This window comes from Wenyingzhuangia sp. IMCC45574, assembly GCF_054182685.1.
The window spans coordinates 3,101,394-3,115,273 of sequence record NZ_CM135169.1 but is presented as its reverse complement, the minus strand read 5'-3'; the positions used below and the strand labels follow the sequence as shown (position 1 = coordinate 3,115,273).

General features: G+C 31.3%; 15 protein-coding genes. 1 reads left to right on the top strand and 14 read right to left on the bottom strand.

Features of this window, described 5'->3' with window-relative positions; translation table 11 throughout:
- Nucleotides 1-5 precede the first annotated feature (5 nt).
- The 7 genes from ACXHHC_RS13200 to ACXHHC_RS13170 form a co-directional block, all read right to left on the bottom strand.
- Entirely contained in the window at nt 6-443 is a 438-nt protein-coding gene (locus tag ACXHHC_RS13200) for a carboxymuconolactone decarboxylase family protein (protein ID WP_458226843.1), read from the bottom strand.
- Nucleotides 444-506: 63 nt separating this feature from the next.
- Nucleotides 507-1,079, bottom strand: a complete 573-nt coding sequence (locus tag ACXHHC_RS13195; RefSeq protein WP_458226842.1) for a Crp/Fnr family transcriptional regulator — start codon at nt 1,077-1,079, stop codon at nt 507-509.
- A 128-nt stretch (nt 1,080-1,207) separates the two neighbouring features.
- Entirely contained in the window at nt 1,208-1,966 is a 759-nt protein-coding gene (locus tag ACXHHC_RS13190; protein WP_458226841.1) for an SDR family NAD(P)-dependent oxidoreductase, read from the bottom strand.
- 101 nt (nt 1,967-2,067) lie between these two features.
- Nucleotides 2,068-2,934, bottom strand: coding sequence for a helix-turn-helix domain-containing protein (locus tag ACXHHC_RS13185; protein WP_458226840.1), 867 nt, complete (start codon nt 2,932-2,934; stop codon nt 2,068-2,070).
- Between the two features lie 296 nt (nt 2,935-3,230).
- Nucleotides 3,231-4,052 carry a sulfite exporter TauE/SafE family protein gene (locus ACXHHC_RS13180; protein WP_458226839.1) on the bottom strand — a complete coding sequence of 274 codons (822 nt, stop codon included), beginning with the start codon at nt 4,050-4,052 and terminating at the stop codon, nt 3,231-3,233.
- An 81-nt stretch (nt 4,053-4,133) separates the two neighbouring features.
- Nucleotides 4,134-5,162, bottom strand: coding sequence for a methionine synthase (locus ACXHHC_RS13175; protein WP_458226838.1), 1,029 nt, complete (start codon nt 5,160-5,162; stop codon nt 4,134-4,136).
- A 125-nt stretch (nt 5,163-5,287) separates the two neighbouring features.
- On the bottom strand, nt 5,288-6,328 hold the full coding sequence (locus ACXHHC_RS13170) for a DUF1852 domain-containing protein (protein WP_458226837.1): 1,041 nt from the start codon (nt 6,326-6,328) through the stop codon (nt 5,288-5,290).
- A gap of 135 nt (nt 6,329-6,463) precedes the next feature.
- Between ACXHHC_RS13170 and ACXHHC_RS13165 the strand changes: the two genes are divergently transcribed.
- Nucleotides 6,464-6,949 (top strand): Lrp/AsnC family transcriptional regulator, encoded by a 486-nt coding sequence (locus ACXHHC_RS13165; RefSeq protein WP_458226836.1) that lies wholly within the window; start codon nt 6,464-6,466, stop codon nt 6,947-6,949.
- A 110-nt stretch (nt 6,950-7,059) separates the two neighbouring features.
- On the opposite strand, the gene ACXHHC_RS13160 is transcribed toward ACXHHC_RS13165, so the two are convergent.
- The 7 genes from ACXHHC_RS13160 to ACXHHC_RS13130 form a co-directional block, all read right to left on the bottom strand.
- A complete protein-coding gene (locus tag ACXHHC_RS13160; protein WP_458226835.1) occupies nt 7,060-7,677 on the bottom strand; it encodes a hypothetical protein in 618 nt (205 codons plus the stop codon).
- A gap of 301 nt (nt 7,678-7,978) precedes the next feature.
- Nucleotides 7,979-8,707, bottom strand: coding sequence for a hypothetical protein (locus tag ACXHHC_RS13155; RefSeq protein WP_458226834.1), 729 nt, complete (start codon nt 8,705-8,707; stop codon nt 7,979-7,981).
- Nucleotides 8,708-8,903: 196 nt separating this feature from the next.
- Complete coding sequence (locus ACXHHC_RS13150) at nt 8,904-9,083, bottom strand: hypothetical protein (protein WP_458226833.1); 180 nt, start codon at nt 9,081-9,083, stop codon at nt 8,904-8,906.
- 462 nt (nt 9,084-9,545) lie between these two features.
- Entirely contained in the window at nt 9,546-10,070 is a 525-nt protein-coding gene (locus tag ACXHHC_RS13145; protein WP_458226832.1) for a hypothetical protein, read from the bottom strand.
- Nucleotides 10,071-10,221: 151 nt separating this feature from the next.
- Nucleotides 10,222-11,520: a Fic family protein gene (locus ACXHHC_RS13140; RefSeq protein ID WP_458226831.1), complete on the bottom strand. Its 1,299-nt coding sequence runs from the start codon at nt 11,518-11,520 to the stop codon at nt 10,222-10,224.
- A 181-nt stretch (nt 11,521-11,701) separates the two neighbouring features.
- Nucleotides 11,702-12,667, bottom strand: a complete 966-nt coding sequence (locus ACXHHC_RS13135; protein ID WP_458229255.1) for a Fic family protein — start codon at nt 12,665-12,667, stop codon at nt 11,702-11,704.
- 394 nt (nt 12,668-13,061) lie between these two features.
- Nucleotides 13,062-13,712, bottom strand: a complete 651-nt coding sequence (locus ACXHHC_RS13130; RefSeq protein WP_458226830.1) for a hypothetical protein — start codon at nt 13,710-13,712, stop codon at nt 13,062-13,064.
- Nucleotides 13,713-13,880 lie beyond the last annotated feature (168 nt).

The window sequence follows — 13,880 nt, the reverse complement described above, 5'->3', positions numbered from 1 at the left end:
CGCTTTTATTGAACTCCCATTCTTGTACTTATTGCAATTCTATTCCATGCATTAATGGTCGTTATGGCCATTATAATTGCAATGATTGTTTTCTCATCAAAAAACGTTAAAGCTTCTTGATACGTAGCCTCACTAAGTCCTTTTTCAGCAATCATTGTAATTTCTTCGGTCATGGCTAGTATTGCTTTTTCTTCTTTAGAAAAAAGCCCCGACTCACTCCAAGCATTCAGTAAATGCAAACGTTGCTGTGTTTCATTTGCTTTTAACGCTTCGTTCATATGCATATTGATACAATAACCACAACCATTTAGTTGCGAAGCTCTCATTTTAATTAATGAAATTTGTTTTTTACTAAGCGGTGAATTGTTTAAATAATCCTCTAAAGCAAACATTCCTTGGTATGCTTTAGGCTCTGATTGGTACATGTCTATTCTTTGTTCCATTTTTTAATATAATTTATAAGAAACAAAGTTATGTGTACTAAAAACCAATCTTCTTAAACAGGTTTAAGAAGCACCTTTGGCTCTAATCTCACTCACATACTCTGGAGTTAATCCTAAAAAAGAGGCTATTAAATATTGTGGAACTCGTTTCGAAAATTGAGGATGATGTTTGATGAAATGAAAATAACGCTCAGCTTTTGAAGATTGATATAAGTATTTGATACGGTATAGTGATGCACCATAGGCTATTTGGTATATCTTTCTAAAATAACGCTCTAATTTTGGGAATTTCTCTAACAATGCTTCGTGGTCTTTGCGTGTAATACATAGTATTTTACTATTCTCTACTGCCTGAATACAAAACGTACTTTCGCTGTTACGGTAAAAGTTTACAGGATCATTGATCCACCAATTTTCGATGGCAAATTGTACCGATTGCTTTTCTCCTTTTTCATTTACAAAATACATATTAAGGCATCCTTTAAGCACAAAGAAAAGATGGTCCGATGCTTTTTTAAAAGACGTTAACGTTTCTTTTTTCTTTAATTCTATCTGTTGAAAATAAAGTGCTACTTCATCAAACTCTTGCTGTTCTATTGAAATAAATGAATTTAAATGCTGGTATAAATTTTCCAAAAGAATTGATTTTAAAAATGAAGATATTTCGCTAAAGTACATTGCTATTAAATTCTAAAATAACAAAAAAGCACAAAACTTTTTGTTTTGTGCTTTTCAATATAAATTCTTGATAAGAGATAGTGCAATTAGGCCGTTAACAATGGATTGATATTCGCCCCACCGTCTACATTATACTCGACACCTGTAATAAACGAAGCTTTTTCAGAAGCAAGAAAAGCTACCATTTCTGCAATTTCTTCTGGCTGCCCGTATCGTTTTAAAGGAATTCTATTTTGCATTAAATCTCCCAATCCTTTTAATTGTTCCTCGGACATTCCTGTTTTAGCAAAAATAGGTGTGGCTATTGGCCCTGGGTTTACCGTGTTAATTCTAATTTTTCTTGGAGCTAACTCTGTAGCTGCAGTTCTAGCATATGCATTTAAAGCCGCTTTAGAGGCACTGTAAACAGCCGTATTTGGCATTCCTGTATATGCGTTAATAGACGATAGATTAACAATACTTCCTCCATCATTTACAATTGGCAAGAATTTCTCTATGGTAAACACTGCTCCTTTAAAGTTTATATCCATTAGGTTGTCAAATATTTCCTCGGAAATTTGCCCTACAGGAACAGGAGAAAACACACCTGCATTTACAAACAGAATGTCAATTTTCTCAAATTCGTTTTCTATTTTAGTTACTGCTTTATCAATAGCCGAAAGATCAGACACATCGGCTGTAATCCCCAAAACTCCAAGTTCCTCCGCAGCCAAATTCACCTTTTCTAAGGAACGACCTATAATGATAACGTTGGCTCCTTCTTCTTTAAATTTCTTAGCGGTAGCATATCCAATACCACTATTCCCTCCTGTTATTACAGCTGTCTTTTTGTTTAATTGACTCATTTTTTTAGATTTTAATTAATACTGGGTACAAATATCAAATCCAGTGGTGCTATATGAATTATCAATCTAATTTTTAAGATAGTCAATCTCTAATCGAGCTATTATTTTAAAGTCTCCTGAAATTGGAGTGGTGTTATTTTAGTATGCTTTTTAAAAAAACGAATAAAGTTAGATGGTTCTTTAAAACCCATTTTAAAAGCAATCTCTTGGGAGGTGTATTTATTTTCAGAAATATTCCTTTTAATTTCTAATAACAGCCAGTCATCTATAAAGTTTTTAGCAGTCTTATTGGTTATTTCTTTACAAATTTGATTGAGGTAATTGTACGAAACGTTTAACTTTTTAGCATACTCTTTGGCGTTATGAAACTTGCTATAATTCTCTATAATTAGTTCCTTAAACAAATAGAAATTCTTTAATCTTTCGGTTTCAAAAAAGGTATGCTTATTACAAGCAAGTCTCTTAATTTGAAACAATAAAGTCATAAAAGACGAATGGATAATTTCTGCTTTTAAGTTCTTATTTTCATCTTCCATTAACCCTTCTATTTGTACTAAAACAGGTAGTATTGCATTGCTATTCTCTTGGCCTATCTGAATGTTTATGGTGTGAAAAATTTGAAGAAAATGAAACAAGTTTTTATCATTTATATTTTGCGTAATAAAATTATCTTTAAAACCTATTACATAGCCAGCTACCTTCTGTTTTATATGGAATGAGTGTACTTGTCCTTTTTTTATGGGTAAAATGGTTCCTGGCAACAAAGCCTCTTCTTTAAAATCTATAGTATGTGTACTGCTCCCCTCTAAGACAATAATCAATGCATGAAAATCGATTCGATGAGGCTTAGACAAATCGAAATTACTTTCTGCAACTCGTGTGTACAATTCTTCAATTGAAATTAATTCAAATGGAATATCTTGTTTCGCAAAGCGTGAAAAAGGAATGTTCTCTATCTCTTTTTTCATAAACCTCCCTAGTTTTATTCGTGATTTTTAATAGTGCCTTAATGCAAATTCACCTTTTTAGACGTTTGCAAAGTTAATAGCATACACGCAGATAGCAAAAACCAAGTTTTAATCTAAATCATAAACAAGTAACAAAGCCAAAGTATTTACTCCTTCTAAAAAAACAGAGCGTCCTTTTTAAAGAACGCTCTGTTTTTCTTAGTTTTTAAATCCTCTGTAAAGAGTATCGTTGTTGTACTTTGCTTCTATACTGATGTAGCTCCCGTTAAAACGAATCTCCTTAGTTTGTAAAAACCTCAAGCATCTAACACCAACCTTACCCCCACAATTAGCAATAATATGGCGAATGATTTTTTTAGTGTTACTGCCGGTAACTTATGTGCAAGTATTGCTCCAACACGTGCAGTAAAAAAGCTTGCAAAACTTACACAAACAAAAGCATACACGTGTACAAAGCCTAATACACCACTGGGTAATGCTTCTTTTACACTGGCATCCAAAAATTGTCCAAAAACAAGAAATCCAATAGCTCCTGCACTGGCAATAGGCAAGCCACAGGCTGCAGATGTCCCCACTGCATTCTGAATTTTTAGACCGTAATTACTTAGAAAAGGTACGGTTAATGTACCACCACCAATTCCAAATATTGCAGAAACAACACCAATAAAAGCTCCTAAACCCGTTTGTCCTATAGGCGAAGGTAGTTTGCTAAAGTCGTTTTCTTCCAAACCTTTATTTTTCATAAACAACATTTTTAATCCTACCAAAAAGGCTCCTACACCAATAATTGCTTGAAGTGAATTTCCCTGAATAACCGAAGCAACTCCGGCACCAATTAAAGAACCTATTACCAATCCTGGTGCCATACGTTTCCATACACTCCAGTTTACAGCTCCTCGCCTATTGTGCGCTCTAAGCGAACTAATAGAGGTAACAATAATGGTTGCCAAAGAAGTACCAATACCAATATGTGTAAGTGCTGCATCGGGAATGCCTTGTGCTGTAAAAATGTAAATTAATGCAGGCACTATTATCATACCACCACCAATTCCAAATACCCCCGCAAGTAAGCCCGCAAAAGCTCCAGCTACTAGGTAGTAAAGAATAAATATATCCATAAGTAAATTAAATTTTTATTATTCAAGAGTCTCCATTTTACAAAATAAAAAGGAAACCTGTAGTTGATTTGTACATAATGATTAAATCGCAAGCTCTTGACGAATGATTTCTGCTCCGGCACTTAAAGCACTCAGTTTCCCTCTTGCAACGTTTCTAGACAAGGGAGCCATACCACAGTTTGTACAAGGATACAGATTTTCTGGAGCTACAAACTCAAGAGCCTTACGCAACGTAGTCGCTACTTCTTGGGGACTTTCAATAGTATTGGTCGCTACATCAATTGCACCAACCATTACTTTTTTACCTCTAAGTAGCTCCATTAACTCAAAAGGCACGCGCGAATTATGACATTCTAATGAAACCGCATCAACCTTAGAGTTTTTAATTTTCGGAAAAATTTCTTCGTATTGTCGCCATTCAGAACCCAAGGTCTTTTTCCAATCGTTGTTGGCTTTTATTCCATACCCGTAACAAATATGTAAAGCCGTTTCGCAATTTAACCCCTGCATCGCTCTTTCCAATGTTGCCATTCCCCAATCGTTTACTTCATCAAAGAATACATTAAAGGCAGGCTCATCAAACTGAATGATATCTACTCCCGCATCTTGTAATTCTCTTGCCTCCTCATTAAGTGCTTTTGCAAACTCCCAAGCCAACTTTTCGCGGCTTTTATAATGTGCATCATACAACGTATCTACCATGGTCATTGGTCCTGGTAAGGCCCATTTTATAGGCTTGTCTGTCTGTTTGCGCAAAAATTTAGCATCTTCTACAAAAACCGCTTTTTTACGTACCACAGTATCTACCACAACTGGAACACTTGCATCGTAACGGTCTCTAATTTTTACCGTTTTCCTATTTTTAAAATCCACACCGCTTAAATGCTCTATAAAAGTAGTTACAAAATGTTGACGTGTTTGTTCCCCATCGCTAATAATATCTACCCCAGCCAATTGTTGTTCTTGCAAAGCAATGCGTAATGCATCTTGTTTCCCTTCGAGCAACTGATTGCCTTCTAATTTCCATGGAGACCAAAGTTTTTCTGGCGGTGCTAGCCATACGGGTTTTGGTAAACTTCCAACGGTAGACGTTGGTAATAGTGTTTTCATAATAAAATAAATATAATCTGTTGTGGTTATTGGATGTAAGTGTAATCTCAAACTTTTGAATCTTGATACAAGAATCACGAACCAAGACTATTTATGTCTTCTGATTCCTGACTCATAGCTCTCAATTACTGCTTAGCAACCCACTGTTGTAAAACATTTCTATAAGGCTTTATAAAATGCTTTTCTGCATATTTTCCCTGATCAATTCCTAGCTGTGTACGCTCCTCTCTGTTGTATACAATTTTTGTTAAAGAATGATCTTGATTTTTAAGACTTGGTTTGTAGCATTGTCCTGCTACAGCATTGGCATTGTAAATTTCTGGTCTATATATTTTCTGAAACGTTTCCATAGTACTAATGGTACTTATCAATTCTAAGTTTGTATAATCTGTTAATAAGTCTCCAAAAAAATAAAACGCAAAAGGTGCAACGCTGTTACATGGCATAAAATAACGCACCTGTAAACCCATTTTCTTAAAGTACTGTTCTGTTAAAGAAGATGTATCTGTTTTGTATTCAGTACCTAAAACAGGGTGCTGGTTTTCTGTACGATGATAGGTTTTATTGTCTGACACACTTAAACATATTACAGGTAGTTTTGCAAAGTGCTCCTGGTAACTTTCTGACTGTACAAAACACTTAAATAAATTACCGTGCAATTCCCCAAAATTTTCTGGAATGCTAAAATTATCTTTGCCCTTGTTGTGCTCTAAAAGTTGTATGCTAAAATCATAATCGCGCACATAAGATGAAAAGTTATTCCCAGCAATTCCCTCTATACGTTTGCCTGTTTTCTGATCGACAATATGTGTTTTTAAAATCTCTATCAACGGAAATGTTGTCCCATTGTCCTCCATATCCAAATCAACAGAAACAATTTCTAACTCAACAGAATAGCGATCACTATTGGGATTATCCCAGTTTGCCAAGGCATTAAAACGATTGTTAATCATAGCAATGGTGTTGCGCAAATTTTTCTTACGACTTGCTCCTCTGGCCAAGTTCGCAAAGTTGGTGGTAGTTCTTGTACTGTTTGATGGGATGTAATCCTCATTAAAAAAAATACGCTTTAGTTGGAATTTAAAATCCTTTTTAATGGTATTCTGAATGTGCTTAAGAACTTTCTTGTCGGTCGTTTTTGGTACTTCTAACAGAGCTGTTTTCATCGGGCAATAGTTTTAGATTTTTTACCCTACAAATCTTTAAATAAAAGATTAATATTTTAAATAACACCCCAAAATAGGTTAATATATCTTTTTACTTTAGTTTCACAGACAATTAATCTTTTTAGAACTGCAAAAATGAAAAAAACAGATAATTTTTCTTTAGAAAACCTAGATATGATTGACCTAGAACTGCTAAGAGTGGTTCAAAAAGACGCTAAATTGACGACTAAAGAGATAGCGACCCGAGTTAATTTATCTCCCACACCTGTTTACGAAAGAATAAAACGACTGGAAAAAGAGGGACTGATAGAAAAATATACGGCGATTGTAAATGCTGAAAAAGTGGGTAAAAATTTAACCGTTTTTTGCAATATCACTTTAAAGGAACACACCAAAGAAATAGGAAACCAATTTGTAAAAGACATTGTTTCACTTAAAGAAGTGGTTGAATGTTACAATATTTCTGGTGACTACGATTTTTTATTAAAAATTATGATTAAAGACATGAAACACTATCAATCTTTTGTGATTAACGAGTTGGGATCGGTAAAAAATATTGGGAGTGCACATAGTACTTTTGTTATTGGAGTGATAAAACATAGCTATGCTGTACCCATATAAACGGTAAGTATTTCGTCTTATATTAACGAGAATAGTCCTGCTATTAATTACTATCCCTTAGTACTATTTACATACTATTCTAGCGGAAACTACTAAAAAAAGAGCTTTGTTTATTCCTCAGATTTCAGTATCCAAGAATTGCGATATTCGGTTTCGTAGTTTTTATATACGGCTTGTTTGTTTTTTAATACTTCTACCAAAAACTCTTTTTTAATTTCCTGCTCTCTATATTGATAGTCGTATACGGTATCTAGTCTTGTTTTAGACACTGCTGGTTCCTTTTCAAAATCTAGCACCAACTCTGTGGTTACATAGAAATACAAATTTGTTTTAGTATTTATAATTGATTCCGAGGATTTGGAATACACTTTTTTAATCGCCTCTTTTTCGTCAACTACATAATACCTATAGGCATATCCATATTGTCCACAGGAGATTGAGTCTATTGCCAAAATTTTATTTGTAGAGGAATATTTTGCTATGTGCCCCCAACAATCCGCTTCTCCGTAGGCATTTAAACTGTCCTGTTTCATTTCACTCAGTACAAACTCGCCTAATTCTGGTACTATTAGTTTTTTGGACTCCACTACCTCCCCTTTATAAACTGGACTTTCAGAAACAATAGTTTCTGTAGTTACCTTTTCTTGTACAGTAGTTTCTTGTGGCTTTTTTTTCTCGTTACAAGAGAACAGGAACAAACTGATACTAATTAAAAGAGTGTTTTTCATTTTCGTACGCAATAGGAGTTTTTTGTAATCAGTAAATAGATTTCTCTTGTTTTTCACCTTCGTTTTTATGTGGTTATCGTTCTTTAATTACGCAACTTCTGTACCATTAGCATCATATTCATTTTATTTATAGATAGTAGCTGCTACCAATTATAAAATACTTCAAAATAAGGTCAAAATTTATGCTACCTTCAAACTTGTTTTTAGTTTGTCTAAGGCCTTGTAGAAATTAGTTTTTAGCAATTTGTTGAAAAACACAAAGCCCTTAAAAGGGCTCTATAATCTAGTTGTTTTCTTTTTTTTAATGACAATCTTTAATGATTTCTTCCATGTTAGGGTTGACTTTGTTTCTAAAAACACTAATCTTATTGAAATTTTCTATTTTTAATATTTGACAATAATCAGACAGGCTACGATTGTATGATATTACAATCTCTCCCTTTATATTCGATAAACTATCTAGCCCGTTTAAATTTGTTAGTGATGTTTGTTTTATTATTAAATCTCCCCCTATACTTTTAATATTATTTAAGCCATTCAAAGTCCTTAAGTTTTTATTATCATAAGGGCAATCATTATGTTCAAAACTTAAAATTAAGTCTCCATTAATTTTTTCTATTGTATTTAATGAGGATAAATTATTGACTTGAGCAATTAATAAATCTCCACGTATTATGGTTTTCTTTTTACTTCCTAGCTCATCTAGTTGGCTTTGATTAAAAATTATATAATCCCCTTGAATAAGTTTATTAACTTTTGGAAATAAATAAGTTAATGTTATTGATGCTATTACTCCAATTAGTGTTAGCTTTAAAAGTTTAATAACTTTTTTGGTTTTCTTTGTGAAAAAAAAATAAATGATTCTAATTAACTGAATGGAACAAACAACAATTAAAATAATAAACAAGAGATACCAACCATAAATTCCTAAGCCATATTCTTTAACAGGCCCATCAGCAAAACCTACACTAGCAAATGAAGTTACCATTGCTAAAAAGTAAAATATAATTGTATATAAATATTTATTCACCTGTATTTGCTAACGTGTTTAATAAATTGGAGTTTTGGGTTAAGAATAGCGAAACTATCGGCCGTGACCAACTTAGTTTAAAAGTAGTGAACTGAATGTTAGAAACAAAGCCGAAAATCGTTTTTTGGTATCTATTCTATTTTTAATTTAACACTATTTAGATGATAGCTAAAGTCCTACTTTTCTATAAGTAATCTTAGTTCATCACAGATTTTAACTTTCTTAATTCAATATAAATGTCTTCCCAAGGTTCTGCTGTAATTTTATATTGAACCTTAACTTTAGATTTCCATCTATTACCTTTAAAGTTCTTCCCCATAACACAATTATATTCTAATGTGATATAATTAAGTGATTCGGAGTATAGTTTAATCAAATCTGTTGTTTTAATCACGAGAGTCTTTTTTCCAGTAAGAATAGAAAAATTTAAAATATTTATTTCATTTTCAGATACTATTAATCTTACTAAAGTTTTCTTTTTTAACTCAATTATAAAAAGAACAATTGAGTTAATAATCATAAATACTAGAGTCTCAGGATTATCTAAAAACGAACTTCCTTTAGATTCAAGAAATATTTTATGTAATATATATATAATTAGAAGGGAGAAAATTAATTTCCAAAAAAGGGAACTATATTGTTTCCAAATAAAATTATTTCGCTTTTTTTTAATCACGTCTAGAGTTTCAGAATTATAGTTTTTTCAATAAAGCATTATTTTCAATATCTAAGAAATAAAATCTATCCAACTAGATAAAAAAAAGTTTTCCATTTATTACTTCTTAGAATTTTAACGTCTTCCATTTTTAACTTTCTTTTAAACTTTTAGCTTATAACGTTATTCAATAAAGCCCATTTGACTTTTTGTTAGTTCTGTTTTCTTAGAAATTTCAGTGATTATTCTTTCAAAATCGATAAGATGCTCGTGGCATTTTACTGTAGTATGAGAATCACTAATATTCAAGTAAAGAGATATTTTATTAAACTTAACTGATTCAATTTCATTTAAGTTTATAATTCGAATTTTCCCCCACAAATTTCTCTGTGTAATTTTATTGTCACTTAAAGTTATTTTATTCATCCAAGTCATTAAACACAAAATGATTCCAGGAACAATAAACATTAATATTACAGGTATTATATTAGAATATTCTATTTCATTTTCGCTAAAAAGTATAGCAATAGAAATTAACAAAGATATACCTACAGAAATTATGCCTCCAACTCCATACATAAGAGATAACTGATGAACTGAATTTCCATTATCATCTTTCTTAGATTTTTTTTTCGAAGCTTTTTTAGCAAAATATAAGCTCGAGATTATTAACAATGGAACTAATATAGTTTTGATTGTTTCAATCATTGCATTTTTTTTCTACGTTGCACGGGGTTTACATAGGCTGGATTTTGGACTAAACGGACACGTAGCCTATCAGCCGAGACCAAGCCTATTCGAAAATACTAAACTCAAGTTAAACAACAAAGCCCAAAATCGAGGCTATGCCATGTTGTCTTTAGTTATTTATGAAAGTGTCAATATTTGTTTTATCGATTAAATTATATCTAATAGGTTTATTACGTTTATTCTCAGTTACAAATCCTAATTTAACCAGCTCTTTAATGTCCTTGCTAGCTGTTTGTCTTACAATTTCATTTTTTTCAGAGTAATCTTTAAGAGTAATAGAATTTTTAGGTTTCATATAGAAATATCCTATTAAATCAGCTTGTCTTTTGTTTAGTCCTTTCTGAATTAATTTAAAAGCAATAGAGTTTGCTTTCTCTCTCTCTTTAGTTTTTTTATCTCTATACTGAGATAGTTTTTCAAAAGCAATTCTTAAATTTTTAATTGAGTAATTGATAAAATAGTTTAAATCATTTTCATCATTTTCTGTTTTCAAAAATGCTTTATCATATTGTGTTCTAGATTCTAAAATGACTTTAGAAATAGATATATTATTAATTAACGAATAATCTTTTTTTATTAAATACCAATAAAAAAGAGCTCTTGCTGTTCTTCCATTACCATCTAAAAAAGGATGGATGTAACCAATCATAAAGTGTAATATCGATGCTTTTACTATTGGATGAATAAATTCTTTATCATTATTAATGAATTCGCACAACTCTTTCATAAGATTATTAACTTCAATGTAATCTGGTGGAATATGGGCAACTTCACCATCAACATGATCTGTTACATAAACTTCTTTAGTTCTAAAATCTCCAGAGCAGTATTCAGCTTCGGTCTTTCGAGTCATTATGCTATGTAAATCGATAATAAATTTAAAATTTAAATCTTGTTCAATAAATTCATTTATAAATTGAATTGCTTTAAGGTTATTAAAAATCATTTGTTCAGACTCGTTTTTTGGATCTCTACCAGTCTTTAACATATCTTTAGCTACTTCAGTTGTAGTTGTCGCACCTTCTACTTGTGAAGAAGAAATAGCCTCTTGGAGTATCGAGCTTTTAAAATATTCGAATCTATCTGAAGGTAAAATAGGGTTTTGTTTCAACCCACCAATTAATTTCAGGTCAAACTCATGTAATTCTTTAAGTTGATAAGATGATAAATAATAATTAAATATATGCTTCCCAAAGATCAATTTTTGATATTTAATTTTTCTATGTGTTTTAACTAATGTCCAATTTTCAAGCTGTGTTTTGAGAGGAAGATCATTTCTATATTTTAGTTCATCCCAATAAAAATAGCGTAAATCAGTTTTGTTTAAAAAGTCTGAATACTCAGTAGATGTAACTTTATCAAAAGTTTCTATATTAAATTCTACAAAAGGAGGTTTTTCAAACTTCATAATTAAACATTGTTAAATTGTAGTTCAAATTTAACAATGTTTTTTATTTGTACAAATCTAATTAAAGACAACGTGTTTAATAAGTTGGATTTTTGGGTTAAGAATAGCGAAACTATCGGCCGTGACCAACTTAGTTTAAAAGTAGTAAACTGCATGTTAGTAACAAAGCCCAAAATTGAGCTTATTGAGTGTTGGTCACAGCTATTCTGTATTTAGTTTTATTCATTTCACCAATTTTAACAAAGATTCCCAATTCAATTCCTTTTTTAAGATCTCTACTAGCTGTCGATGAGGATATATCTTTAAAAGTATCCATATAGTCTTTTCTAGAGAACTCTACGATTTCAAGCTTACTGAAATATTCAAGTCTTTGTTCGGTGTTGAAGTTTCTATTATTAAATTTTAATAATTCATTTAGAGATTTTTCAATGATAGAAAGCATGTATTCTATAAATTTTGTCGATTTCCCTTCTTTATCACAGATTGATAATACTTTATAATATTCTCCCTGATTTTCACTTACCAAAGTTTCAAATGGTATGAATTCAAATACTGGATATTTTGCAATGAGTATTAAAGTTTGCCATAATCTTCCCATTCTTCCATTTCCGTCTAAAAATGGATGTATGAATTCCATTTCATAGTGGAATACACAACTTTTAATCAACTCAATTTCGTCTGTTTTTAAGTATTCAAACAAATCTTTCATTAAAAAAGGAACATTCTCAAAAGGAGGAGCTAAATGTTCCACTTTAGAACCTTTCACAATTCCAACACCTTGTTTTCTATACGCTCCTGGTTTATCAATAAGTTCACTCATTAAAGTCTTGTGAGCCTTCAAAAAGTCTTTCTCAGAAGTAGCTTTCAAGAAGTTTACTGTTTCATACACTTTGATAGCATTTAAAACCTCAATAACATCTTTCTCAGGCCCAAGAACTCTTTTATTTTCAAGTAGAGCTGTTATTTGTTCTTCGGTTAAAGTGTTTCCTTCAATTTTCAAAGAAGAATAAATTGTTTTGATTTTATTCTGTTTTCTCAGAGTGGGAGATGGTTTATCTAGAAAAGTAGCATTAATTTCTCCTAATTTTTCAGAAATAGAAGCAATTAATTTTAAGATTTTAGAAGTTATATCATAAGGTGGCTTCATACGTGATGCTATCATTTGATACTATCAAAGATAGCTCAATTATGATAGTATTCGAGATTTTGCGTGGTAAATTTCATTATGCACAACGGCAGTCTGTCTCATAACCACCTTTTTTTAGTTAAAAGTACAGAAATTTAAGATTTACTGTTTTAGTTATGTGAAAAAGATTATTTGCATTAAAAAGTAAAATTCTTTTTGAGTATGGCTCATATTTAGCATTATGAATTTACATAAGCTTTTTCAATTTAAAATGGAACTAGTAAGGTAGTTTTTAGTTTGTATCATATAGTTAACAACTATTGCTAAAACAGCCCTTAAAAAGGCTGTTTTAGCAATAGTATTTTTAATTTTTACGGGCTTGTGCAACAATTACCCTTGTTAGCAACTGTTTTTTTTATTTATCTTCTTTTATAAATTCATCTAAATCCTCCAACTTTCCCGGAAATGGATTTCGATTTGTCAATTTTTTCCAAATTTGAGATTCCACTAAATTGTCTGAAATTCCATTTTTAAACACATAGTAAGGGTTTAAATTTGCACCTGTTTTTTTTATTTTTTCGTAATAAATTCCAGTTTCTTCAGGGTCTAATATTTCTATTTGTTCAATCTTATTTTTTAGTTTTCTAACTCCAAGAAATTCTTGTCCGCCAATCAAAGTCAACATTCCATTATACTCCACTATGTAATGATTTCCCTCATCTTCAAAATTGGCGATTTTAATATATCTATCAAGATTAATTTCGTTAACACGAACAATTCCATTTTCTATAACCTCTTCTTTTTTCTTTAGGAACTTCGGTAATCTTATCAAATCTGGTATTTCATAATATAAAAACCAAAGCATAAAAAAAGATGCAATTGACAAAATTATTATCAACCAAATCTTAGGGTAGAAATATAAAAGAATAGCAAAAACTATCAGAAATAGAACTTTCAAAATAATTAAACGAACGTCTTTTGAAATACTTGATTTAGTTTCCTCAATTTGCTTCCTCAAAATTCTTTTTTCGGATTCGGTTAATGCTCTTTCGTATTCTCTAGTCAATTATTAAGGTTGGTTTAAATTGTTGCTAACGGCAGTCTGTCTCATAACCACCTTTTTTTAGTTAAAAGTACAGAAATTTAAGATTTGTTGTTTTAGTTATGTTAAAAAAGATTATTTGCAAAAAGGAGTAAAATTCTTTTTGAGTATGGCTCATATTTAGCATTATGA

Bases quoted from the DNA above. Each gene is read 5' to 3' on its own strand.
- ACXHHC_RS13200 (WP_458226843.1), bottom strand. From the start codon at position 443: ATGGAACAAAGAATAGACATGTACCAATCAGAGCCTAAAGCATACCAA.
- ACXHHC_RS13190 (WP_458226841.1), bottom strand. From the start codon at position 1,966: ATGAGTCAATTAAACAAAAAGACAGCTGTAATAACAGGAGGGAATAGT.
- ACXHHC_RS13185 (WP_458226840.1), bottom strand. From the start codon at position 2,934: ATGAAAAAAGAGATAGAGAACATTCCTTTTTCACGCTTTGCGAAACAA.
- ACXHHC_RS13180 (WP_458226839.1), bottom strand. From the start codon at position 4,052: ATGGATATATTTATTCTTTACTACCTAGTAGCTGGAGCTTTTGCGGGC.
- ACXHHC_RS13175 (WP_458226838.1), bottom strand. From the start codon at position 5,162: ATGAAAACACTATTACCAACGTCTACCGTTGGAAGTTTACCAAAACCC.
- ACXHHC_RS13170 (WP_458226837.1), bottom strand. From the start codon at position 6,328: ATGAAAACAGCTCTGTTAGAAGTACCAAAAACGACCGACAAGAAAGTT.
- ACXHHC_RS13165 (WP_458226836.1), top strand. From the start codon at position 6,464: ATGAAAAAAACAGATAATTTTTCTTTAGAAAACCTAGATATGATTGAC.
- ACXHHC_RS13160 (WP_458226835.1), bottom strand. From the start codon at position 7,677: ATGAAAAACACTCTTTTAATTAGTATCAGTTTGTTCCTGTTCTCTTGT.
- ACXHHC_RS13145 (WP_458226832.1), bottom strand. From the start codon at position 10,070: ATGATTGAAACAATCAAAACTATATTAGTTCCATTGTTAATAATCTCG.
- ACXHHC_RS13140 (WP_458226831.1), bottom strand. From the start codon at position 11,520: ATGAAGTTTGAAAAACCTCCTTTTGTAGAATTTAATATAGAAACTTTT.
- ACXHHC_RS13135 (WP_458229255.1), bottom strand. From the start codon at position 12,667: ATGAAGCCACCTTATGATATAACTTCTAAAATCTTAAAATTAATTGCT.